Below are 22,082 nucleotides of genomic sequence, written 5' to 3'. Positions count from 1 at the left end.
TCATTTCAGGCGGCATATATTGGAAGACATAGAGAGCGGTTCATGGCTCAGCGTAAGGCGAAACAGATGACACGGAAATATTTTGGAACCGATGGCATTCGCGGACAGGCAAACAGCTTTCCGATGACACCGGAAGTTGCCATGAAAGTCGGCATGGCGGTTGGTCATATCTTTCGTCGCAAGGGGCAGGCCTCACGCGTGGTTATCGGAAAGGATACACGCCGTTCGGGCTATATGCTGGAAAACGCGCTGGTGGCCGGTTTCACTGCCGCCGGTATGGATGTGTTCCTGCTCGGCCCGATCCCGACGCCTGCCGTCGCAATGCTTTGCCGTTCGCTGCGCGCCGATATCGGCGTCATGATCTCTGCATCGCATAATCCATTCTATGACAATGGCATCAAGCTTTTCGGTCCTGACGGATACAAGCTTTCCGACGAGATCGAGCTCAAGATCGAAGCGATGATCGATGGTGATCTGACCCCTTATCTGGCCAGCCATGGCGATGTCGGTCGCGCCAAGCGCGTTGACGGCGACATCTACCGCTATATCGAGTTTGCCAAGCGCACGCTGCCGCGCAATATCGACCTGAACGGCCTGCGCGTCGTCGTCGATTGCGCTAATGGCGCTGGCTACAAGGTAGCCCCTGCTGCTCTGTGGGAGCTGGGCGCCGAAGTCATCACCATCAACAACGAGCCGAACGGCATCAACATCAACGAGGATTGCGGTTCGACGCACCCGATCGGCCTGATGAAGAAGGTTCACGAAGTGCGCGCCGATGTCGGCATCGCGCTCGACGGCGATGCGGACCGAGTCTTGCTGGTCGATGAAAATGGCACTGTCATCGATGGCGACCAGTTGATGGCCGTTATTGCTGAAAGCTGGGCTGCAACCGACCGTCTCGAAGGCGGTGGCATTGTGGCGACCGTCATGTCCAATCTTGGACTGGAACGTTTTCTTGCCGACCGTCACCTGACATTGGCCCGCACCAAGGTGGGCGACCGTTATGTGGTCGAGCATATGCGCGAACATGGTTTCAATGTCGGCGGTGAGCAGTCCGGTCATATTGTTCTGTCCGACTTCGCGACAACGGGCGACGGCCTGATCTCGGCGCTGCAAATCCTCGCGGTTGCGCAGGAACAGGGTAGGCCGATCAGTGAAGTGTGCCGCAAGTTCGATCCGGTACCGCAGCTTTTAAAGAATGTGCGCACCGCGGGTGGCAAGCCGCTGGAGAACAAGCGGGTTAAGAGCGCAATCGACGAGGCAACCGAGCGTCTTGGCGTTCAGGGTCGGCTGGTCATTCGCCCATCCGGCACGGAACCGCTTATCCGTGTCATGGCAGAAGGTGATGATCGTGGCCTGGTGGAAAAGGTCGTCAACGACATCATCGACGTGATCTCGTCCGAAGGTAGCGCTGCCGCCTGATTACTCCACGAACAATTTCAGCAAAGGCGCGGGTTTGTTCCGCGCCTTTTGCGTTTGGAGCGCACTTGCTGGTGGGCTCGGCCTTCGCGATGTGCATCAAGAGCCAGTCAGATCGCTTGCTGTAAATTAGCAAGTGTTAATGAACTTGGTAAAAAAACAAGGTTAAGTTGTATTTAACTTTTGCCGAATAGTCTCCCCTCAAACATCCGTATCGTCGCTTTCGGCGGCGCGATTCTCCGATGGGGCAGACATATGAAAAGTCTTACGAAAACTCTTTTTGCCGGTGTGGTGGCATCGGTTGCCCTGATGGCTGCGGCACCTGTTGCTCTGGCAGCGGACATTCTGGAGCCCGTTCCGGAGGTTCCGGAAGTCGTCGTCGCTCCGCCTGCCGTGGGCGGCTGGTATCTGCGCGGCGATATTGGTTATTCCAAGGCCAAGTTCAAAGACGCTGATTACGCGACCATCGATAATTGCGCGACTTGCGGTGGTGGTTCGCCGACCTTCGGCAGCAACACGCTTTACGGCGATCTAAAGGGTTCGTTTCTTGTGGGCGGCGGTGTCGGCTATCAGGTGACGGATTATTTCCGTACCGATCTGACAGTCGACTACATGACCCGCGCCAAGTTCAATGGTCATACTTATGGCTCGGCCTGTAACGGCGATATCAATTGCGCTTCTGACGAGCGCAGTCATTTCTCGGCTCTTTCCATTCTGGCCAATGCCTATGTCGATCTTGGTAATTTTGCCGGCTTTACGCCCTATATCGGTGCCGGTATTGGTGGCACCCGCGTGAAGTGGGATGATCTGGACGATGTTCGCTACGGCGGCACACAGGAAGGCGCTGCCAGCTGGCGCTTCACCTATGCGCTTATGGCCGGTGCATCGGTTGATCTCACACAGAACCTCAAGCTCGATGCAGGCTATCGCTACCGCCACATCAATGGCGGCAAGATGTTCGAGGGCAATCAGTGGCTTGGTGATGGCCGCGACAATGGCATGAATGTGCACGATGTACGCGTCGGCCTGCGTTATATGTTTGGGGGCGCAGGTCCAGCCTATGCCCCGCAGCAGGTTTCGACCATCGTAGACGGTCCGGTTTACAAGTAAAACAGTAATTTCCAAGACAAAATAGGCCCGGTCATTCGGGCCTTATTTGTTTAGAATCATAGTAAACATATCCCTATATTTATGTGATCTTAACCATGTTAATTCATACATGATGATACATTCATAAGCGGGGATTTCATCATGTCTATGCAATGGCGTGCTTTCTGTTCGTCGGCTGCTTTGCTGGCCGGATTATGCGTCGTATCGCAGTCTTTTGCGGCAGATCTCGATATGGTCAGCTATGAGCCGGGCGCCCCGGTGCAACAGCCGGTCGAGGTCGGGTCGGGCTGGTATCTGCGCGGCGATATCGGCTACAATATCTCCTCCAAGGTTAAGCTTCAGGCAGAGACCCCCTTCTGGAGCGGGTCTCAAAGTTTTGATCTGGACAAGAATGTCGTGCCTTCCATCGGCATCGGCTATCAGTTCACGGATAATCTGCGCGGCGACGTGACGCTCGGCTATTCGAAGCAGAGCTTCGACGACCTGGACGTCGATGTTCGTAGCTGGGACATGATGGCTAACGCCTATGTCGATCTCGGTAATTACTACGGCTTTACACCTTATCTCGGTGCGGGTCTTGGCTTCGCCAATGTGCGTTATTCCATCGATACGGCCTCTGGCGAATACAAGACGGACGATGATTATCGTCTCGCCTGGGCGCTGATGGCGGGTGTGGGCATCGACGTGGCATCCAACATCAAGCTCGATATCGGCTATCGTTATGGGGTCGTCGAAGGCGCGGATATTGCAAGTGCGGCAGGTATCACGCTCAGCGACAAGGACATTCAGTCCCATCAATTGCGTGCCGGTGTGCGCTTCACCACCTGGTAATACCAAGTCTCATCGAGACTTGGTTAAGCCCGTGCGGCAATTGAGCATTTTCAGGGCGTGATGCGTTAGCATCTTAGCGCCCTGCTATAATTGCGGCGGGCCTGAAGGCCCGCATTGCAGTTTATTGTTTTAGATCTATCGAATTTTTCGTTTTCATATGCGGCCCGAATCCTTACAGGTGAAAGAATGCGTCGAGCGCGTTTCCTGAAAAGGGGAGGGTAATGAAAGCAATTGCAGCATTTTCAGATTTCGTAGGCCGGACATTCGCTGTCTGGGTCATTGTCTTTGCCATTCTGGGTTTTGTTCTCCCATCCACATTCAGCGTTTTTGCGCCATGGATCGTGGTTCTGCTTGGCATCATCATGTTCGGGATGGGCCTGACCATTTCCGGCAAGGATTTTGCCGAAGTCGCCAAAAGACCTTTCGAGGTCGCCATCGGTGTGCTGGCTCAGTTCATCATCATGCCGCTTCTCGCCGTATTGCTGACGCGCATCATTCCGATGTCGCCGGAAGTGGCCGCAGGCGTCATTCTGGTTGGTTGCTGCCCCGGTGGAACCGCCAGCAACGTCATGACCTATCTGTCGAAGGGCGACGTAGCGCTGAGCGTAGCCTGCACAAGTGTCACCACCTTGCTGGCGCCGCTCGTGACGCCGTTTCTGGTCTGGTTCTTCGCCAGCCAGTATCTGCCCGTTGATGCGATGAGCATGTTCATCAGCATTGTGAAGGTGATCCTTGTGCCTCTGGCGCTTGGCTTCGTCCTGCAGAAACTGGTTCCGGGCCTCGTCAAGGCAGCAGTCCCCATGCTGCCGCTTGTGTCGGTCATCGGTATCGTGCTCATTGTTGCAGCCGTGGTCGCGGTCAACAAGGCTGCCATCGCGCAGTCGGGCCTGCTGATCTTCGCGGTCGTGTTCCTGCACAATGGCTTCGGCTTGTTGCTTGGCTATTTCGCGGCACGGTTTGCCGGGCTTTCGCTGGCAAAGCGCAAGGCGATCAGCATCGAGGTCGGCATGCAGAACAGTGGATTGGGCGCTGCTCTCGCCAATGCGCATTTCTCGCCGCTGGCGGCTGTGCCAAGCGCCGTCTTCAGTGTCTGGCACAATATCTCCGGCGCGCTGATTGCAAGCTATTATGCGCGCATGGAAGACGAGCCGACAGAGACGCAAACGGTCAGGCGATAATGAAATTCTACCCGCCTGGAGTAATCCGGGCGGGTTTGATGAAAATATTCCCCGAAAGCCGTATTGAGGAAAAATGCACTTTCGGCTATCCCAGTAAGTGGGCCACGTCTCCCCAACGAGACGCGTGCTATCTGAGAGGATAGAAACAACATGACGACGATTGCGAAGCCGGCAGTTCGCCCGGCTAATCCTAATTTTTCATCCGGTCCCTGTGCAAAACGTCCCGGCTGGTCGCTGAATGCGCTGGTCGATGCGGCGCTTGGCCGTTCGCACCGCGCGAAAATCGGTAAGACCAAGCTGAAAGAAGCCATCGACCTTACCCGCGAAGTACTGCAGGTGCCTGCCGACTACCGTATCGGTATCGTGCCGGCTTCCGACACCGGCGCTGTCGAGATGGCGCTGTGGTCCATGCTCGGCGCGCGTGGCGTCGATATGGTTGCATGGGAAAGCTTCGGTTCGGGCTGGGTCACGGATGTGGTGAAGCAGCTCAAGCTCGAAGATGTCCGCACATTCGAAGCGCCTTACGGTGAGATTGTCGATTTTTCCCAGGTCGATTTCGACCGCGATGTCGTTTTCACCTGGAACGGCACCACGTCTGGTGCGCGCGTCCCGAATGGTGATTTCATTCCGGCTGACCGCAAGGGTCTGACCTTCTGCGATGCGACCTCTGCCGCCTTCGCACAGCGTCTCGACTTCCCGAAACTCGATGTCGTCACCTTCTCCTGGCAGAAGGTTCTGGGCGGCGAGGGCGCACACGGCATCCTCATCCTCAGCCCACGTGCTGTCGAGCGTCTGGAAAGCTACAAGCCTGCATGGCCGATGCCGAAGATTTTCCGCATGACCAAGGGCGGCAAGCTGATCGAAGGCATCTTCGTCGGCGAAACCATCAATACGCCGTCCATGCTCTGCGTGGAAGATTATCTCGACGCGCTGAAATGGGCGAAATCGCTTGGTGGTCTCGATGCGCTGGTTGCGCGCGCCGATGCGAATTTTGCGGTTCTCGACGGTTTTGTCGCAAAGACGCCGTGGATTGCCAATCTGGCCGTGAAGCCGGAAACGCGTTCGAATACTTCCGTCTGCCTTACGATTGTCGATCCGGAAGTGACTGCCTTGTCTGCCGATGAGCAGGCCGCTTTCGCCAAGGGCATCGTCACCGCGCTCGACAAGGAAGGCGTTGCCTATGATATCGGCGCCTATCGCGATGCACCTTCGGGTCTGCGTATATGGGCTGGTGCCACGGTGGAAGCTTCCGATCTGGAAGCGCTGACGCATTGGCTGGATTGGGCTTTTGCAACACAGAAGGCTGCGCTGAAAGCGGCTGCCTGAGCATTTCGTGCATGACGCCGTGGTCCGCGTTGGGGCGGCCACGGTCCGCATCCCCCTTAGAGCGCATTTCGATCTGATTAAGTCAGATCGGCGCTCTAAGTGATTGTTTTCACGCGCGTCTTATCCGAAAACCGTTTCACACTTTTCGGGATGCGCTCTATTCATAGCATTTCCTGAAGTAGATCGGTCTGCGTTTACAGGAAATGTTTGGTCTGAAAATGTTTGAAGGAGGCCTCTATGGCACCTCGCGTTCTCGTATCCGATAAGCTTTCGCCCACTGCCGTCCAGATTTTCAAGGATCGCGGCGTGGAAGTCGATTACCTGCCTGATCTCGGCAAGGACAAGGAAAAGCTTCTCGAAGTCATCGGCGATTATGACGGTCTGGCGATCCGTTCGGCCACCAAGGTCACGGAAAAGCTGATCGCAGCCGCCAAGAAGCTCAAGGTCGTCGGTCGCGCCGGTATCGGCGTGGACAATGTCGATATTCCGGCGGCTTCGCGCCGTGGTATCATCGTCATGAACACGCCTTTCGGCAATTCGATCACCACTGCCGAACATGCCATTGCGCTGATGTTCGCTGTAGCGCGGCAATTGCCGGAAGCAGACACCTCCACCCGCGCTGGCAAGTGGGAAAAGAACCGCTTCATGGGCGTGGAAATCACCGGCAAGACGCTGGGCGTCGTCGGCTGCGGCAATATCGGTTCGATTGTCGCCACGCGCGCCATTGGCCTGAAGATGCATGTGGTGGCCTTCGATCCATTCCTGTCCGAAGCCCGTGCGCAGGAACTGGGCGTCGAAAAGGTCGAACTGGACGAGCTGCTGGCGCGCGCCGATTTCATCACGCTTCACACGCCCTTGACCGACAAGACCCGCAACATCATCAATGCGGAAAACCTGGCCAAGACCAAACCTGGTGTCCGTATCGTCAATTGCGCCCGTGGCGGCTTGATCGTGGAAAAGGATCTGGTGGCGGCACTGAAATCCGGTCATGTGGCCGGTGCGGGTATCGACGTCTACGAAACGGAACCGGCGACGGAAAACGAACTTTTCTCACTGCCCAATGTCGTTTGCACGCCGCATCTGGGCGCATCGACCTCGGAAGCACAGGAAAATGTCGCACTTCAGGTGGCCGAGCAGATGTCGGACTATCTGGTGAAGGGCGCCGTTTCCAACGCCATCAACATGCCTTCGATCACGGCGGAAGAAGCGCCGCGTCTGAAGCCGTTCGTGAAGCTTGCCGATGTGCTTGGCGCTTTCGTCGGTCAGGTCACGGACGAGCCGATTCAGGAAGTGGAAGTGCTGTTCGACGGCTCCACCGCAACCATGAATACGCGCGCATTGCTGAGTGCGGCTCTGGCCGGTCTCATCCGTCCGCAGGTCGCCGACGTCAACATGGTTTCCGCACCGATCATGGTGAAGGAGCGCGGCATCATCGTTTCGGAAGTCAAACGCGACAAGTCCGGCATCTTCGACGGCTATATCAAGCTGACGGTGAAGACCACCTTGCGTGAGCGCTCCATTGCCGGAACCTGCTTCTCGGATGGCAAGGCGCGTTTCATCCAGATCAAGGGAATCAATCTCGATGCCGAGGTCGGCCCGCACATGCTTTACGTCACCAACAAGGACGTTCCGGGCATGATCGGCCTGCTTGGCACGATCTGCGGCAAGCACAATATCAACATCGCGAACTTCTCGCTCGGACGTGACCATCCGGGTGGCGATGCGATCGCCATGCTCTATGTGGATGAACAGATTCCACAGGCAGCACTTGACGAACTGACGGCTCAAGAGGCAATCAAGGCGGCAACACCGCTTGAGTTCAACGTCGGAGAAGTTTGAGAAAATGGTTGAAGAGATGGTACAGCCGGAATGGCGGCGCATGCACGAGCAGGATATTGCGAGCGTGACTGCTGTTGCTAATGTTGTCCATCTCGATTTCTTCGAAGATGAGGCGGTCTTCCGGGACCGCTTCAAACTCTATCCGGCAGGTTGTTTCGTGCTCGCCCGTGACAATGAAATCCTCGGTTATGGCATCAGCCATCCATGGAAGCTTGATACGGTTCCGGCTCTCAACGCCGTTTTGGGCGAACTTCCCGACGACACCAACACCTATTATATCCACGATATAGCGCTTTTACCCGAAGCCCGTTCCAGCGGTGCTGCCACGCGCGTCGTCGAACTGATGGCCCTGCAGGCCGAACGCGACGGTTTCGTCACCATGTCTCTCGTTGCCGTCAGTGGCTCGCAGGGTTTCTGGGAGAAGAAGGGTTTTGTCGTTCGCGACCTTCCGGCACTTGAGGAAAAGCTCAAGAGCTATTCGGAGGATGCACTGTATATGGTCCGCGCCGGCTAGGTTCGGCGATATTCAGTCTCTGGCGGTCTGCAAATGGCGCTCTTTTGCGCTTCCGGTGCTCACGTACTCATAGTACGCTGCGCGCCGGTTCTCAAAGATCACCATTTTCGCCTCCCCAGAGACTGAATCTCTACCGACCCTAAGCGCCCTTCATTCAAGACGTGTTCAAAAATCGCGAATTTCTTGCACGAAAGAGTCGCGCAATTCCGTTTCAATCTGTATAGAGACGAGGGATCAGCACCCTGTAGCCTCAACTGGCGATGAACGGGCCGCTTTGATCCTTGGATTTTCAAATAGAAGCCAAGGAGTTTCTTCAATGGCAAATGTGGTTGTCGTCGGATCGCAATGGGGCGATGAGGGCAAGGGTAAGATCGTTGACTGGCTGTCCGAACGCGCCGATGTCATCGTGCGCTACCAGGGTGGTCATAACGCAGGTCATACGCTTGTCATCGACGGCGTCAGCTACAAGCTTTCGCTGCTGCCATCCGGCCTCGTGCGCGGCAAGCTGAGTGTCATCGGCAATGGTGTCGTTGTCGATCCGCATCATTTTGTTGCCGAAGTCGAGAAGTTGCGCGCGCAGGGCATCGATATCAATCCTGATGTGCTGCGCATTGCCGAAAATGCGCCGCTTATCCTCTCCATTCATCGTGAACTCGATGCCATGCGCGAAGGCTCCAATTCGGGCCTCAAGATCGGCACGACCAAGCGCGGTATTGGCCCGGCCTACGAAGACAAGGTCGGCCGTCGCGCCATCCGCGTCATCGACCTGACCGAGCCGGAAACGCTGCAGCCGAAGGTCGAACGTCTGCTCGCGCACCACAATCTGCTGCGCCGCGGCATGGGTCTGGAAGAAATTGCGGTCGAGACCATTTTGAAGGAACTGAACTCGGTTGCCGATCAGATCCTGCCCTATATCGATCAGGTCTGGCGCGTTCTCGACGAGCGCCGCAAGGCTGGCGACCGCATCCTGTTCGAAGGCGCGCAGGGCGCATTGCTCGACAACGATCACGGCACCTATCCGTTCGTGACGTCTTCCAACACGGTTGCCGGTCAGGCTGCTGCCGGTTCGGGCCTCGGTCCGACGGCCATCGGCTATGTGCTCGGCATCACCAAGGCCTATACGACCCGCGTTGGCGAAGGTCCGTTCCCGACCGAGCTTGACGATGAAATCGGTGAATTCCTTGGCACCAAGGGCCATGAATTCGGCGTGGTGACGGGTCGCAAGCGTCGCTGTGGCTGGTTCGATGCCGTGATCGTGCGTCAGACGGTTCGTACTTCCGGCATCACCGGTATTGCGCTGACCAAGCTCGACGTTCTCGACGGTCTGGATGAAATCAAGATTTGCGTTGCCTATGAACTCGATGGCAAGCGCATTGACTATCTGCCGTCCTCCATGGGCGCGCAGGCACGCGTGAAGCCGATCTATGAAACCTTGCCGGGCTGGTCGGAAACGACCGCCGGTGCGCGTTCGTGGAACGATCTTCCAGCCCAGGCTGTCAAATATGTCCGTCACATCGAAGAACTGATCGGCGCGCCGGTGGCGATGCTCTCCACCAGCCCGGAACGCGAGGACACGATCCTCGTCACCGATCCGTTCCACGACTAATTGTTTGCAGTCACGGACTGATATGTTCGGAGCAGCTTTTCCGGAAGCTGCTCCGATTTTGTTTCGACCGTTGTACAAAGAACGCAATCGCCCACACAAAGCTTCGCGACAGGGTGAATTTTGCCACTATTTTACCGCATCATTTTGAAAGTCTTCGCTAAATCGTAGCCGCAGACTTTGCTTTCCCTTGATTATTGTGATTATTGGGACATTTATTGCATCCTGTGCTTATTGTTCATCTGGACGGGCGGAAACCGGGTAAGACGGAATGGCGGATTTTGTAGCGGTACTGAAAAAGACGATCGATGCGCAGGCGGACAAGTCGCCCGAATTGCGCCAGCGTGTTTACGCGAAAGCGCGCGCCACGATCGAGCAAAAGCTTGTTACGGCGAATGCCTCGCAGGCTGTGGCTGTCCGCCAGCGTAATATTCTCGAAGATGCCATTGCCGAGGTTGAAGCTTTTTATGCGCCGCCAGCCGCCGCGCCGGAAGAGCCCGTCGAGGATGCGCTGGAAGATTTCCTGCAGGAGGCGAATCAGGACGCAGCAGAGCGCACGCCGTCTCATGAAGATGATGACGAGTCCGCATTCTCCAGTGCACCGCGCGATGAGCGTCGCGACAATTTCTCCAGCGAAGATGATGATGCACCGGCCTTTGCAGCCGAGCGCAGCGACGACTGGAAACTGGACCGTGCCAAGGAAAAGGCGCAGGCCCGCCGCAGCGAATATATTGAACGCACCTCCAAGAAGGAGAAGCGCTCCTATAAGGGGCTGATTGCAGCTCTGGTCGCCGTTCTGGTGCTTGGCGGCGCGGGTTATGCGGTGTGGGCCAACAAGGACAAAATTCAGGAACTGGCATCGAGTCTTGGACGCAGCGACGCGCCTGCGACCGGTTCCGATACCGAAACGCATCCCGAAGATACGACGCCGCCAGCCGACACCAACACGGCGACGACGGGCGGCGAGCAGACGCCCGAGCAGCCGCAGCAGCCTGCAGGCGAGCCGAAAATGACGCAACGGCTGATGCCGGACGGCAGCGAAACCGATAGCGGTCCTGCCGCCGGTGCCAACGGTATCGGCGAGGGCACGTCGACCGCCGCTTCCACGCCTGCACCTGCCGAAACGAATACGCAAAACGGCGCGCAGCCCGGACAGAACCAGACGGTTGCCGTGGGCCAGCAGGCGCTTCTTTATGAAGAACGCGGCGGCGCCGGTTCGGATTCGGTCGAGCGCGGAAATGTGGTCTGGTCCACGATCGAAGAAAGCCCGGAAGACGGCCAGCCTGCCGAACCGGCGGTCCGCGCGACCGTCACGATGCCGACCAGCAAGGTCGAGCTGAAGATGACGATCCGCAAGAATACGGATCAGTCCATTCCGGCGAGCCATCTGATCGAGTTGGTCTTCACCGTGCCGGAAGGTTTCCCCGGCGGCGTGGTGGATAACGTGCAGCGCATCACCTTCAAGGATACGGAACAGGCGGCGGGCAATCCGCTGATCGCTGTGCCTTCGAAGATCGGCGACAATTTCTTCATCGTCTGGCTGAACGATGCGCGTACCGCACAGGATACCAATCTTTCGCTGATGCGCCGCCTGCAGTGGATCGATATTCCGATCTCCTACCGCAATGGCCGCCGCGCTCTCATCAGTCTTGAAAAGGGCGTGCCGGGAGAGAAGGCATTCAACGACGTGCTCGGTACGAACTAGTCTTACATATCGAAACATAAATAGGCCGCTTCGAGCGGCCTTTTTGTTTTGAGGCGAACCAAAGTCGCGCTGGTTACTTCTTTTCGGCGAAAGCCTTGATGGCCTTGGCTATTTCGTTTCGTGCAGCTTCCGCGCTGTCGAAACCGCCCAGTTCAACGACCTTGCGGCCTTCCGGCAATTGCTTGTAGACGCGGAAGAAAGCTTCGAGACGCTGCTGTTCGATCTTCGGCAGATCGGTGATTTCCTTGATGTTGTCATAGGTCGGATCGATATCCGTGGTCGGAACAGCGACGATCTTGTCGTCCTGATCGCCGCCATCAATCATCTTCAGGACGCCGATGGGACGAACCTTGATGATCGCTCCCGGAACAATCGGCTCACGCGTATAGATGAGTGCATCCAGTGGATCGCCGTCGCCAGCAAGCGTGCTGGTGATCGAGCCGTAATTGGCCGGATAGATGACAGGCATGGACTGGTAGCGGTCAACGACGATGTGACCGGTCTTGTCATCGATTTCGTATTTGGTGAAGCTGCCTTGAGGGATTTCGATGGCGGTGAAGAACTCCGTCCCGTCCTGTTCCTTCTGCGGATAATCGAGGAAGGAGACATATTCGGAAGCAGATGCGGCGGTGGCAGCGGTAAGCGCGATAGCTGCGGCGAGCAGGAGCTTTTTCATTGGGAGACCTTGAAGCTTGGGTGAAACACGCCCTCGTCCCTAAAGCCAATCCATTACAGTGATTTGACAGTTTTATATCGGTTGGGTGACGGTTTCCGAGAGGAACCGCCTGCGATATTCCGAAGGGCTAATACCAATTTTCTGGCGGAAATGATGGCGAAGCGTGTGGGCGCTTCCAAAGCCGACCGCGGCGGCAATATCGTCAATGCTCGCCTCTCCCTGGGAGAGGAGTTCCCTGGCAGCCGCGATACGCTCCATGGTGAGCCAGTCGCCGGGTGTAGCGCCGGTTGCCTCATTAAAGCGTCGCAGGAATGTGCGTGGGCTCATCCGGCATTCAGCCGCCATGCGCTCGACTGTCCATCCTGTGGCAAGATCGGTGCGCATCCGGTCCAGAACCGGGCTGATCGCGGTGCCTTCGCGCTTTGTGACCGGACGTTCGAGGAACTGTGCCTGTCCACCCGTGCGGTGAGCGGGCATGACCAGCCGCCGGGCAACGGAATTTGCGGCGGCAGCTCCGAAATCCTGTCGGACGATTTCTATCAGGAGGTCTATTCCAGCGGCACTTCCCGCCGAAGTGAAGACGCGATCATGTTCGCGATAGAGCGACGCATCATCGACATCGATTGCGGGGTATTTTTTCCGCAGCGCATCGGCATAGCGCCAGTGCGTTGTGGCGGTCCCGCCGTCCAGCAGTCCTGTCGCAGCCAGCGCAAAGGCTCCCGAACAGATAGAGGCAAGCCGAGCACCGCGCCGATGCGCGCGACGCAGCCTTTCGCTGATCGCTTCCGGCACCGGAACCTCTGCACCTTTCCAACCTGGAACAATGATAAGGTCAGCCTCATCGATGAGGTCGGAGCTCCCATCGGGCGTGATGACAAAGCCGCCATGCGCACGCAGCGGGCCGTCCTCTATCGGGCAGCTGGCAAAGCGATACCATCCCGTTCCCATTTCCGGCCGGGGCAGGCCAAAGATTTCAGCGACAATGCCGAATTCAAAAGTGCAAAGCCGGTCATAGAGAAGCGCTACGACAAGAGGGCCTTTGGGGTCTGATGCCTGATTTGTCATTATCTTTACGTATATTGTCAATCATGCCAATTGCAAGCCTGTTGGCAAATGGCGGAAAATCTTCTCGAAGACCAACAGGAGATCGTCCATGGATAGCGTGACCAAGACCGACAAGAAATCAGCCGTAACTGCCATCCCGCCAGCGTCAAGCGCGCTGGCGCGGGGTCATTTTGCAGCCGAATTCACATTCGAGACGGATTGCTGGGACGTACACGATGCTTTGTCCGGGGGAGCCGATTTCGTGCTTCTTGACGTGCGCAGCCCGGCGCTTTTTGCAGAGGCGCATATTCCGGGTGCGATCAATCTGCCCCATGGCAAGATCATCGGGTCCAAGATGGCGGAATGGCCGCAGGAAACTATTTTCGTAACCTATTGCGCGGGACCGCATTGCAATGGTGCGGCGCGTGGTGCCTTGCGGCTCGCCAATCTCGACCGGCCCGTCAAGATCATGGCGGGCGGGCTGACAGGCTGGATAGATGAAGGGTTTGAACTTGCGAAAGGTGAGGGGGACCAGTAACGCTCAAATAGTTCTGCCGCAAAATGGTCCCCCACTTTGCGGCAGTAAAAGAATCAGCAGATTATCTGTTTCAGGCGTGCGCTTCCTCGATAGGGTTCAGCGCCTTCTGCTGCTTGTAGGCAGCGGCCTTCACCGCCGCTTGCACCTTTTCGAAGGCACGCACTTCAATCTGGCGTACACGCTCACGGCTGATGCCGAACTCGCCGGAGAGGTCTTCCAGCGTCATCGGATCGTCCGAAAGACGGCGAGCCTCGAAAATGCGACGTTCACGGTCGTTCAGCGTATCCATCGCCTGTTCAAGCATCGAGCGGCGGTTTTCCAGTTCGTCCTGCTCGATCAGGACCTGCTCCTGGCTGCTGCTGTCATCGACCAGCCAGTCCTGCCATTCGCCGGATTCGCCTTCTGAAGCCCGCAGGGGCGCATTTAGCGAAGCATCACCGGACAGACGGCGGTTCATGGAAACCACTTCGTCTTCACTGACCTTGAGCTTGGTGGCTATCTGCTTGACCTGATCCGGGTTGAGATCGCCATCATCGAGCGCCTGAATCTTGCTCTTCATCTTGCGCAGATTGAAGAACAGGCGCTTCTGATTGGCGGTCGTACCCATCTTCACAAGGCTCCACGAGCGCAGGATATATTCCTGGATCGAGGCCTTGATCCACCACATCGCATAGGTGGCAAGACGGAAACCGCGTTCAGGTTCGAAACGCTTTACGGCCTGCATGAGGCCGACATTGCCTTCCGAGATCACTTCACCGATCGGCAGGCCATAGCCGCGATAACCCATGGCAATCTTGGCCACAAGACGCAGATGGCTCGTCACCAGCTTGTGGGCGGCCTTAGGGTCGGTATGTTCGTGATAGCGCTTGGCCAGCATGTATTCTTCCTGCGGCTCAAGCATGGGAAAGCGACGAATTTCTTCCAGGTAACGGGTAAGACCGCCGTCACCGGACGTGATGCTTGGGAGATTCATCTGGGCCATAGAGCACCCTCCTTTATAATTTCAGGTTCCCGTTTGGCGAACCTGTCGCGGGGGCTGCCTCCTGCACTTCCCTCTCGCGAGCCCTCATATATAGGCATGATTTTGGCGAAAACACGATCCTTTAACGTATGAAACAATCTGTCACTACAATGTGAACGCCGCTCAAGGCCAAAGGTTGCATGGCTGGACCAAGTCTGCATTTCCTGAAGCACAGGAAATACCCTGCCTTGTTATTCTATGCGCATCTTGTTCCGAAAACCGGTTCCCACTTTTCGGGATACGCTCTCGTCTGAAATGAATTGCTTTTTGTGGCAAGGGAGCGGCTACGACCGCGCCCTCTTTTTTGATGTCGGATCAGCTTCTTATTTATATACCGCCCATTGTTCCGGCGAACCGTGATGGTTGCCAGTATTATATAGAGTGCTTCCGGAAATTTTCCAGAAGGTGCTCCATATCTTCCGGCACAGGCGCTTCAAAACGCATCAGCTCTTCTGTCGCTGGATGGGTGAAGGCGAGCAGCCAGGCATGCAGTGCCTGCCGGTGGAAACCGCGCACGGCCTCTTTCAATGGTTCCGGCAGCTTGTTGGCCTTGGTCTTGTAGGCACTGCCATAGTCCATGTCGCCGACAAGCGGATGGCCGATATGCGCCATGTGCACGCGGATCTGGTGGGTACGGCCTGTCTCGAGACGGCATTCGATGAGCGAGGCCAGTGCGGTGGCATCGTCGCGGGGCCCGAATTTTTCCACTGTCACATAATGGGTGATGGCGTGGCGGGCATCTTCGCGCTCTTCATTGACCACGGCCTGCTTGGTGCGGTCGCGATGCGAGCGTCCAAGATGCGCATCGATGAAGCCCTGCGGGCGTTCGGTCATGCCCCAGACGAGCGCAAGATAGGCGCGTTCCAGATCGCCAGTGCGGCCATGGTCGGCAAATTGTTCGCTCAAATGCCGGTGCGAACGGTCATTCTTGGCCACGACCATGACGCCGCTTGTGTCCTTGTCGAGACGATGAACAATGCCGGGGCGGCGAATTCCGCCGATGCCCGACAAGCTATCGCCACAATGATATATAAGGGCATTGACGAGTGTTCCCGTCCAGTTGCCGTTGCCTGGGTGAACGACGAGCCCGGCGGGCTTGTTGATCACGATGAGATCATCATCCTCGTAAAGAATATCGAGTGGTATGTTCTCAGCAATCGGTTCGGCTGGCTCCGGCTCAGGCAGCACGATGGCGATAGTCATGCCTTCGCGCAGTTTCTGCTTGGCTTCACGGGCGGGCGCGCCGTCGATGGTCACATGGCCTTCGGCAATCAGGGACTGAACGCGGCTGCGCGAGAGTTCCGGCCCCAATGCTGCGGCCAGCCACTGGTCGAGACGCTTGCCTGTGGCATCGGAGTCGGTCGTAAGCTCTTTCACTCGTGTCTTTCCTTCATGAGAGCCGGTCTGTCGTAACGAAATCGCCAGAACTGCTCTATCTCTTGGTTTTACCGCATTTATGCGGCGTCAAATGTTTCCATTTGGCTGCAAAATGCTCTATCACGCGCCACACGCCATAACATGGCGAAGTTCGAACCGGAGTCGTTGAATGCAGGATCCACACTATCCGAGATACCAGAATCATCAGGATTCAGGCTATCAGGACTATCAGCAGGGCTATTACCCGGATGAACAGACCGAGCCCCAGCTTGATCCAGCCATGGAACGTGTGCGCCGCAAAATGATCCGGCTTCTGGCCGTCTCCATCGGTGTCATGCTGATCGGTCTTATGGCTGTGCTTGTCGCCGTTGTCTACAAGATCAATCGTGCGCCGGAAACCCCGCCAGCGGAAGAAGCCCGTTCCGATATCCCCGGACAGGCTGCGCCCGCTCCGGCAAAGCCGGAACCGCCGAAGCTGATCGAATCGCAGATCAATCTGACGCCGGGCACCCGTCTTCTCTCGCAAAGCCTTTCCGGCAACGAACTTTCGCTGGAAACCCTGCTGCCGGATGGCGGTACGGAACTCATCATCTATGATTACCGCGAATCCCGTATCATCGGTCGCATCAAGCTCGGCAATGTCGAGTAGAACGGATAGAATCTGATCAGGGCGGCAATCAGGCCGCCTTGATTGTTTCTGCCTTCGAGGATTGCGCTTTTTCTTTTTGGCGATTATATCAGCGGCATGGCTTATGCGCCCATCGTCTAGCGGTTAGGACGGCGCCCTCTCACGGCGCAAACAGGGGTTCGATTCCCCTTGGGCGTACCAAAAATCTCAATAAAATCAAATATTTAGACGGTAGCGTTGAAAACGTATCAAATAACCGTCAAATAACCATTCCCGAACAATGATGGACTATATGATACGCTTGACGGCTTCATTACCCAGCCTATAACGGTTTGCTTTGAATTGGGGGCAATGAAGATGAAACGCATATTTATGCTAATTCCGCTATTCACGCTAACGGCGTGTGGCGGTCCGGTTTGTGGTGGTGGCGAAAGCATGGCGAGGGTCATGGCGGAAAAATTCGTCAAGAAACAGCTCAACGATCCATCATCGGCAGAGTTTGAAAATCCGTCCATCGTGGATAGAGGTGAATGCAAATATCAAATTGTCGGCCACTTCCGGGCGCGCAATGGTTTCGGCGGCATGGTCAAATCCCGATATGCTATTGATATAAAATATAATAATGAAACAAGCCTTTGGCAGAAAACCGGCTTATTAATAAAATAGATATTTCCTCACTGGGCAGCAAATTAGATGCTGCCCCGGAACCCGGCTTTTTCACCAATCCCCGATCAAAGTGGAAGCGTTCTCACCACGTTGAAGCGCTGAAAATTCGATCGGATGGGCATCTATTGCCAACCCTTTGAAGTAGCTTTCTTCGCCCGGCGCATCCAAGTCTCGCCCGGCGCGAGCCGCAGCGCGGGTTGTTGATGTGAGAACGTCCGCATAGCCGCCGCTAAACAGATTGTTGAATGCCTTGTGTTGAGCCTTTAGTGTCGCATTTGGCATTCGATGTAGAATTAATGTCATAAGGTCAATAAGTGCCAATGCGTCCAGATACAACGTTTCTGTTTCCCTATCGAAATATGTTTTATTATGTGTGGCATGTAGATTTCGAACAATATCGGCCCGTATGTGATCCGGCTTTCTACCGTTCATAATGCATCCGATAGTTGCGTCGGATGCATTGATATAAAAAGTAATTCGATTTTTTCTATAGTAAAGCGCTTTATTATCGGCAATCATCATATGTTTCCCGTATACTTTCGAGTGAAATATTTTTCGGAAAATGTATTATATTTCCTGACAGTTTCACTTTTATGTAAAATGGAAGTGCAGGACCAGTTTCACCATTTAGGTATGCTTCATATTCTTCATCCTGACTGGAGAAGTTCTTGGACCAATCAGTGTATTCTTGTTTCCACTGATAATAACGTTCCAATTCTTGAGCGTTAAGCAAATGTAGTCGCGCTTCCATTCCCAACATTGGACGGATTTTAATATATAGCTGTTCAATGGCGTTTCTGATTTCAGCCTTTTTCATTGATTAACCGTGACAGTTCTTCAATTTTGGCTTTCATTTCAGCAATATCTGATATTTCGGCAAGTTTAACCAAAGTTTCTGTTAGTTGTTTTCCCTCTTGCGGTGAAATATCGCCGTCCTGAATACCGGTTCTAATGTCGTCGGCGTCCATTCCATACAATTCTATTAGACGACTTGAAGGAAGCAAAGTTTTCAATGTAAACTCGATTGCACGCCAGTCGCCTTCATCAAGCTTTTGCCAAAGTTTTTCTAGTGCTTTCGGTCCATACGTTCGCAATGTTTCGAGCGTTTTGAAGGAAGACTTGTTTTTGCTACCTTTAGGCCTTCCAAACGTCTTTCCGGGTGCAAATCGCCCGCGTTCGTCCCGACCATCCATAGATATAACGTTTTCTGTAGTCATGGCAGGCGCTCCACTTCGATCCCTTGGTTATGCAACCAGCTTTCAACTTGTGCGGTGACACAGAAACAAGCGTTCCCGTCACGAAGCGCGACTGGAAAATTTCGATCTTTGCGCCACAGGCTAACAAGTGCTGCGGATGGCTGACCTAGCGCAATTCGCAGTTCATTTGTATCAATGGTTGGTGAGGCCGGAAGCCTCACCGTTGACGGAAATTGGTGTTGAATAGCGGCCATTTACGCCGCCTCTTTAATCAGGTCGAAAATATCAGCGTTGCTTACATCTGCGACAACAGCGGCGAAGTTCAACGCGCTATGGACAAGGCTTTCCGCTAATTCAACTTCATCCTTGGCAGATTTGTAATTGGCGAGCGCCTGTTTCCCGGCAACTTGAGCGGCGTTAATATCGGGTCCGCTTTGCAACAGATTTTTCAAATCGGGCTGCAACTTATACATTCCGGCATATCGGGCAATCAGATTGTTTTGAATGAGCGCCTCCTTGATTGCCGGAATAGCGGTATCCGGCACACCTACCAATTCCCTACCATCAAGGATCGCACTCGCAACGTCCGCATTGGACAGTGCGAGCTGCATAACATCGTTCAATCTCATATTGCGTACATAGCCGCGAATTTCCGCCGCCCGGACCGGATCAACATCGCGGCGCAAGAAATCCGCCTCCATAGCGGTCAATTCTTCGTTGCGATTGCGCGTGGTTTTGAGAATAGCGGCGGTACCATTGATGAACGGCTTTAGTTCGTTAACGGCAATTTCTTTCCAACCGATATCAGACAGGCGTTCCATACGATTTGCTGCGGCTTTCACAAATATGCCAGCCGATGTGTAGAATGCATTCGTGACGCCGCCAAATTTTTCGCTGTTCTGCAATTGCGGATAGATCGGCATGGCTACATTGCGACCGTCTGGACGGGCTGCGGTGAGGCGGTCGGGATATAGGGCAACATCAAGGTATTTCTGAATTTGATCAAGCATGGGTGCGTCCTACTGCTGGTTTTGAAAAAATTGATTGCTTAGTGAAAGTGTTCAATCGCCGATGATGATAAGTCGATCTAAAAGAAATAGTCAATATCGTATTGTAAATATACTTTCTCCATATGGAGAAATACTGAAAGATGTTAATCTTGTTAAGCTGTAATTGATTGTTAATTAAGTTAATCTTATTAAGTGGCAACTGTGTAAATTAAACAATGACGGCCTGCTAATTGGACGGATATTGGACGCTAATAGTTATCATATTGAAATTGTTTACAAATATACGCCTTTATACGGCGACGGCTTCAATCGGGTCCGTCCTGATAGTCCTGATTTCGTCCTGTTCTGGATGGAGTTAGGACGTAGAAATAGCCAATAAAGTCAGACACTTGCTTGTGAGGCGTCCTAATCGTCCTAATATTTACATAATAGAAGAGAGAGATAGAATAGTTACTATATATAGGGCGGGAAGTAGGAAAAATCAGGACGGGCCGGACAATCAGGACGGGTCGTAAATAACATATTGATTTTCATATATAAAACGGCGTCCTAATTCCCGTCCTAATGATTCCGGAACAAGACGGATCAGAGATAACCCTGATCTGCTCCGTAATTTACAACATTTGCCGTGGGCAAGACGTTCCATAACCAAGCGCGAGTTGATGGGGAGTTGGGGTTATCCTGCGTCCATCCGCGTCCCGCGCGTCCAACCCTATGATAGCCGAGTGCTTCAATGGCCTTGCCAATCGTTGCAGGCGTCGCCGACTTGCGGTTATTTATCAGAATGCGGGCGACTGCCGCGCTGCTGATCCATCCCTTGCGAAAGCCTTGTAAATCCCCTTCCACGGCGTCCGCTATCATCGTTTCCAGCCATCCACGGCTTTCCAGCAACGCTTCGGCTGTGCTGCTTGTCTGTGGTGCTCTGGATGACAATGCGCCGCGTTCAATCGGATAGTTCAAGAGATAATGGGCTACCATTTTAAGACCGTAGAAGTGTCCGCCGTTCTGACTATCACCCAACCAATTATAGAGTGTTGTAAAATAATGATCATTCATTCCACGCGCTTGTAGGTCCGCGACCGTCTGGATCGCACTGTAGAATATTGCCCAACGTCGTCCGTTGTGGTGGATAGGGATTGCGTCCCGATGGTTTGAGAAAAACAACCAATTACCGGGTGTATCTCCCATTCGTTGATTTACACCTTTCCCCTCAATTTCTAATTCATCTTCGCTGATCAGCGGTTTAAGGGTTTCGACAAGGTCACGCTTTTCGTCGGTTTTAATTTCATCAACCAGAAAGAAAAGTTTTCCTTCCATCCATCCATTAAATTTTGCGCCGCTATCATTTAATTGCTTGGCTTTTGGCTGGTAAAAATATTGTTTGTAAATTGTATAGCGCATTACTTGTTTAAAGGCATTCTTTCCGACGCCTTCAACCGACTGAATTAGTGGTGCCCATGGTATTTTATACCCCGGATATTTTACGCAATGTGCCAAGTACTCGATTAGTAGTTTCTGGTCATTCTGAACTGGCAGTATGAGCGCAACATGCTGCAAGAATGGTGTTACGTCACCTTGGATTGTTTCAATTTTAGCAGGCACATATGTATTAACGTAGCTACGCCCTAAGCCGTCATAGGTGATTTCCCTGCTTGGCCTTCCCGGTTGGAAGCGCGTCCCGTCAACCTTCGGGATCGTGAATAGCGGATTGTTCGTTGCCGCGTCCCAAGCGCGGTTTGTGGTGTTTCCATGGTTATCTTTGATAAAGAGTTTCCCGCCGAATGCAGCGTTGAAAGCTTCTGGTCTGTAGCTAATGCCGGTGGGGCCAATAATGCGGTTTTCGGAACCGATCAGAACGCAGCCTTTAAAATATTCCCTCTGATTGTGGTCGTCCAAGATAGGCACGCCGTCAAACGCACTTGCGAAAGCGGTAGCGTCCAAGATGTGCAAATAATTGCAACTCTGCGCGATGTATGTCATATCCTAGATATCCAACTGTCTTGCCCGTCCGGTTCTGCCGTGGCGGGCATTTTTTTGAAGTGTATCAATGCCAACGCCTCAATAGGGCGCAAACAAGCCCGGAAAAGTGCGGTTTTTCAGTAATATTCAAATATCAATGCAATTAGAGGCATTACGCCGTCCGATTTGCGGGACAGTCTGTCTTTGTCGATGCGTCCCAATTCGGCAGCGTCTTTGACCAATTATCGAGGTCCGAACGCAGCACAAGGGTTCGTTTGCCAAGTTTGCGGGCTGGTAACTCGCCAGCTGAAATCGCATTGTAGAGGGTTGAGCGCCCTACACCGGCTCGGCTTGCTGCATCGGTCACGCTGTAGGCTATCGCATCGGGAAGAGGTTCTGTATTCATAGCGGTATCTCCTTGTGTTCAAGTGTGTATGAACTA

22 protein-coding genes and 1 tRNA gene are annotated in these 22,082 nt (G+C 54.3%); 13 read left to right on the top strand and 10 right to left on the bottom strand.

The window, feature by feature from the left end:
• Nucleotides 1–66: 66 nt before the first annotated feature.
• From glmM to MKS82_RS11410, 9 genes are all read left to right on the top strand, one after another.
• Nucleotides 67–1,422, top strand: a complete 1,356-nt coding sequence (glmM, locus tag MKS82_RS11450) for a phosphoglucosamine mutase (protein WP_109989188.1) — start codon at nucleotides 67–69, stop codon at nucleotides 1,420–1,422.
• 252 nt (nucleotides 1,423–1,674) lie between these two features.
• Complete coding sequence (locus MKS82_RS11445) at nucleotides 1,675–2,529, top strand: outer membrane protein (RefSeq protein ID WP_176037975.1); 855 nt, start codon at nucleotides 1,675–1,677, stop codon at nucleotides 2,527–2,529.
• Between the two features lie 141 nt (nucleotides 2,530–2,670).
• Nucleotides 2,671–3,360, top strand: a complete 690-nt coding sequence (locus MKS82_RS11440) for an outer membrane protein (protein ID WP_109989141.1) — start codon at nucleotides 2,671–2,673, stop codon at nucleotides 3,358–3,360.
• 221 nt (nucleotides 3,361–3,581) lie between these two features.
• On the top strand, nucleotides 3,582–4,538 hold the full coding sequence (locus MKS82_RS11435) for a bile acid:sodium symporter family protein (protein ID WP_109989142.1): 957 nt from the start codon (nucleotides 3,582–3,584) through the stop codon (nucleotides 4,536–4,538).
• A 150-nt stretch (nucleotides 4,539–4,688) separates the two neighbouring features.
• A complete protein-coding gene (locus MKS82_RS11430; protein WP_109989143.1) occupies nucleotides 4,689–5,864 on the top strand; it encodes a phosphoserine transaminase in 1,176 nt (391 codons plus the stop codon).
• A 237-nt stretch (nucleotides 5,865–6,101) separates the two neighbouring features.
• Nucleotides 6,102–7,703 carry a phosphoglycerate dehydrogenase gene (gene serA / locus MKS82_RS11425; RefSeq protein WP_109989144.1) on the top strand — a complete coding sequence of 534 codons (1,602 nt, stop codon included), beginning with the start codon at nucleotides 6,102–6,104 and terminating at the stop codon, nucleotides 7,701–7,703.
• A 4-nt stretch (nucleotides 7,704–7,707) separates the two neighbouring features.
• Nucleotides 7,708–8,217: a GNAT family N-acetyltransferase gene (locus MKS82_RS11420; protein WP_109989145.1), complete on the top strand. Its 510-nt coding sequence runs from the start codon at nucleotides 7,708–7,710 to the stop codon at nucleotides 8,215–8,217.
• 316 nt (nucleotides 8,218–8,533) lie between these two features.
• A complete protein-coding gene (locus tag MKS82_RS11415; RefSeq protein ID WP_109989146.1) occupies nucleotides 8,534–9,823 on the top strand; it encodes an adenylosuccinate synthase in 1,290 nt (429 codons plus the stop codon).
• Between the two features lie 268 nt (nucleotides 9,824–10,091).
• A complete protein-coding gene (locus tag MKS82_RS11410) occupies nucleotides 10,092–11,525 on the top strand; it encodes a transcriptional regulator (RefSeq protein ID WP_109989147.1) in 1,434 nt (477 codons plus the stop codon).
• Between the two features lie 73 nt (nucleotides 11,526–11,598).
• Here the strand turns inward: MKS82_RS11410 and MKS82_RS11405 are convergent, their stop codons facing one another.
• A complete protein-coding gene (locus tag MKS82_RS11405; protein ID WP_109989148.1) occupies nucleotides 11,599–12,201 on the bottom strand; it encodes an inorganic diphosphatase in 603 nt (200 codons plus the stop codon).
• Between the two features lie 72 nt (nucleotides 12,202–12,273).
• Complete coding sequence (ftrA, locus tag MKS82_RS11400) at nucleotides 12,274–13,266, bottom strand: transcriptional regulator FtrA (RefSeq protein ID WP_109989149.1); 993 nt, start codon at nucleotides 13,264–13,266, stop codon at nucleotides 12,274–12,276.
• Nucleotides 13,267–13,354: 88 nt separating this feature from the next.
• On the opposite strand from ftrA, the gene MKS82_RS11395 reads away from it, so the two are divergent.
• Entirely contained in the window at nucleotides 13,355–13,783 is a 429-nt protein-coding gene (locus MKS82_RS11395) for a rhodanese-like domain-containing protein (RefSeq protein ID WP_109989150.1), read from the top strand.
• A gap of 70 nt (nucleotides 13,784–13,853) precedes the next feature.
• Here MKS82_RS11395 and rpoH read toward each other — a convergent pair whose 3' ends face one another.
• Entirely contained in the window at nucleotides 13,854–14,765 is a 912-nt protein-coding gene (gene rpoH / locus MKS82_RS11390; RefSeq protein ID WP_109989151.1) for an RNA polymerase sigma factor RpoH, read from the bottom strand.
• Nucleotides 14,766–15,176: 411 nt separating this feature from the next.
• Nucleotides 15,177–16,181 (bottom strand): RluA family pseudouridine synthase, encoded by a 1,005-nt coding sequence (locus MKS82_RS11385; protein ID WP_109989152.1) that lies wholly within the window; start codon nucleotides 16,179–16,181, stop codon nucleotides 15,177–15,179.
• 169 nt (nucleotides 16,182–16,350) lie between these two features.
• On the opposite strand from MKS82_RS11385, the gene MKS82_RS11380 reads away from it, so the two are divergent.
• The 3 genes from MKS82_RS11380 to MKS82_RS11370 all read left to right on the top strand — a co-directional run bounded on the left by MKS82_RS11380 (nucleotide 16,351) and on the right by MKS82_RS11370 (nucleotide 17,475).
• Nucleotides 16,351–16,830: a hypothetical protein gene (locus MKS82_RS11380; protein WP_109989153.1), complete on the top strand. Its 480-nt coding sequence runs from the start codon at nucleotides 16,351–16,353 to the stop codon at nucleotides 16,828–16,830.
• 105 nt (nucleotides 16,831–16,935) lie between these two features.
• Nucleotides 16,936–17,010 (top strand) — tRNA-Glu (locus MKS82_RS11375).
• 156 nt (nucleotides 17,011–17,166) lie between these two features.
• Nucleotides 17,167–17,475, top strand: a complete 309-nt coding sequence (locus MKS82_RS11370; protein ID WP_240578877.1) for a hypothetical protein — start codon at nucleotides 17,167–17,169, stop codon at nucleotides 17,473–17,475.
• Between the two features lie 51 nt (nucleotides 17,476–17,526).
• On the opposite strand, the gene MKS82_RS11365 is transcribed toward MKS82_RS11370, so the two are convergent.
• The 6 genes from MKS82_RS11365 to MKS82_RS11340 form a co-directional block, all read right to left on the bottom strand.
• Nucleotides 17,527–17,997: a hypothetical protein gene (locus MKS82_RS11365; RefSeq protein WP_240578876.1), complete on the bottom strand. Its 471-nt coding sequence runs from the start codon at nucleotides 17,995–17,997 to the stop codon at nucleotides 17,527–17,529.
• Nucleotides 17,981–18,292, bottom strand: coding sequence for a hypothetical protein (locus tag MKS82_RS11360; protein WP_240578875.1), 312 nt, complete (start codon nucleotides 18,290–18,292; stop codon nucleotides 17,981–17,983). Before MKS82_RS11360 ends, MKS82_RS11365 begins: the two co-directional genes overlap by 17 nt.
• A complete protein-coding gene (locus MKS82_RS11355) occupies nucleotides 18,279–18,692 on the bottom strand; it encodes a hypothetical protein (protein WP_240578874.1) in 414 nt (137 codons plus the stop codon). The genes MKS82_RS11360 and MKS82_RS11355 overlap by 14 nt, the downstream gene beginning before the upstream one ends.
• A gap of 233 nt (nucleotides 18,693–18,925) precedes the next feature.
• The gene (locus MKS82_RS11350; RefSeq protein WP_240578873.1) at nucleotides 18,926–19,576 is read right to left on the bottom strand and encodes a hypothetical protein; all 651 of its coding nucleotides are present in this window, start codon (nucleotides 19,574–19,576) and stop codon (nucleotides 18,926–18,928) included.
• 690 nt (nucleotides 19,577–20,266) lie between these two features.
• Entirely contained in the window at nucleotides 20,267–21,661 is a 1,395-nt protein-coding gene (locus MKS82_RS11345) for a primase-helicase family protein (RefSeq protein ID WP_240578872.1), read from the bottom strand.
• 151 nt (nucleotides 21,662–21,812) lie between these two features.
• Complete coding sequence (locus MKS82_RS11340; RefSeq protein ID WP_240578871.1) at nucleotides 21,813–22,046, bottom strand: helix-turn-helix domain-containing protein; 234 nt, start codon at nucleotides 22,044–22,046, stop codon at nucleotides 21,813–21,815.
• Nucleotides 22,047–22,082: the final 36 nt, after the last annotated feature.

Origin of the sequence: Ochrobactrum sp. A-1, assembly GCF_022488005.1 — a bacterium.
GTDB lineage: Bacteria > Pseudomonadota > Alphaproteobacteria > Rhizobiales > Rhizobiaceae > Brucella.
Note: the sequence above shows the minus strand (reverse complement) of the source record. Positions and strands in the feature narration are given on the sequence as shown.

Excerpts from the sequence above, each read along its gene's own strand:
- MKS82_RS11415 (WP_109989146.1), top strand. The coding sequence starts at position 8,534 with ATGGCAAATGTGGTTGTCGTCGGATCGCAATGGGGCGATGAGGGCAAG.
- MKS82_RS11440 (WP_109989141.1), top strand. The coding sequence starts at position 2,671 with ATGTCTATGCAATGGCGTGCTTTCTGTTCGTCGGCTGCTTTGCTGGCC.
- MKS82_RS11380 (WP_109989153.1), top strand. The coding sequence starts at position 16,351 with ATGCAGGATCCACACTATCCGAGATACCAGAATCATCAGGATTCAGGC.
- MKS82_RS11405 (WP_109989148.1), bottom strand. The coding sequence starts at position 12,201 with ATGAAAAAGCTCCTGCTCGCCGCAGCTATCGCGCTTACCGCTGCCACC.
- MKS82_RS11360 (WP_240578875.1), bottom strand. The coding sequence starts at position 18,292 with ATGAAAAAGGCTGAAATCAGAAACGCCATTGAACAGCTATATATTAAA.
- MKS82_RS11435 (WP_109989142.1), top strand. The coding sequence starts at position 3,582 with ATGAAAGCAATTGCAGCATTTTCAGATTTCGTAGGCCGGACATTCGCT.
- serA (WP_109989144.1), top strand. The coding sequence starts at position 6,102 with ATGGCACCTCGCGTTCTCGTATCCGATAAGCTTTCGCCCACTGCCGTC.
- MKS82_RS11445 (WP_176037975.1), top strand. The coding sequence starts at position 1,675 with ATGAAAAGTCTTACGAAAACTCTTTTTGCCGGTGTGGTGGCATCGGTT.
- MKS82_RS11420 (WP_109989145.1), top strand. The coding sequence starts at position 7,708 with ATGGTTGAAGAGATGGTACAGCCGGAATGGCGGCGCATGCACGAGCAG.
- MKS82_RS11410 (WP_109989147.1), top strand. The coding sequence starts at position 10,092 with ATGGCGGATTTTGTAGCGGTACTGAAAAAGACGATCGATGCGCAGGCG.
- MKS82_RS11340 (WP_240578871.1), bottom strand. The coding sequence starts at position 22,046 with ATGAATACAGAACCTCTTCCCGATGCGATAGCCTACAGCGTGACCGAT.
- MKS82_RS11345 (WP_240578872.1), bottom strand. The coding sequence starts at position 21,661 with ATGACATACATCGCGCAGAGTTGCAATTATTTGCACATCTTGGACGCT.
- MKS82_RS11370 (WP_240578877.1), top strand. The coding sequence starts at position 17,167 with ATGAAACGCATATTTATGCTAATTCCGCTATTCACGCTAACGGCGTGT.
- rpoH (WP_109989151.1), bottom strand. The coding sequence starts at position 14,765 with ATGGCCCAGATGAATCTCCCAAGCATCACGTCCGGTGACGGCGGTCTT.
- ftrA (WP_109989149.1), bottom strand. The coding sequence starts at position 13,266 with ATGACAAATCAGGCATCAGACCCCAAAGGCCCTCTTGTCGTAGCGCTT.
- glmM (WP_109989188.1), top strand. The coding sequence starts at position 67 with ATGACACGGAAATATTTTGGAACCGATGGCATTCGCGGACAGGCAAAC.
- MKS82_RS11395 (WP_109989150.1), top strand. The coding sequence starts at position 13,355 with ATGGATAGCGTGACCAAGACCGACAAGAAATCAGCCGTAACTGCCATC.
- MKS82_RS11430 (WP_109989143.1), top strand. The coding sequence starts at position 4,689 with ATGACGACGATTGCGAAGCCGGCAGTTCGCCCGGCTAATCCTAATTTT.
- MKS82_RS11365 (WP_240578876.1), bottom strand. The coding sequence starts at position 17,997 with ATGATGATTGCCGATAATAAAGCGCTTTACTATAGAAAAAATCGAATT.
- MKS82_RS11355 (WP_240578874.1), bottom strand. The coding sequence starts at position 18,692 with ATGACTACAGAAAACGTTATATCTATGGATGGTCGGGACGAACGCGGG.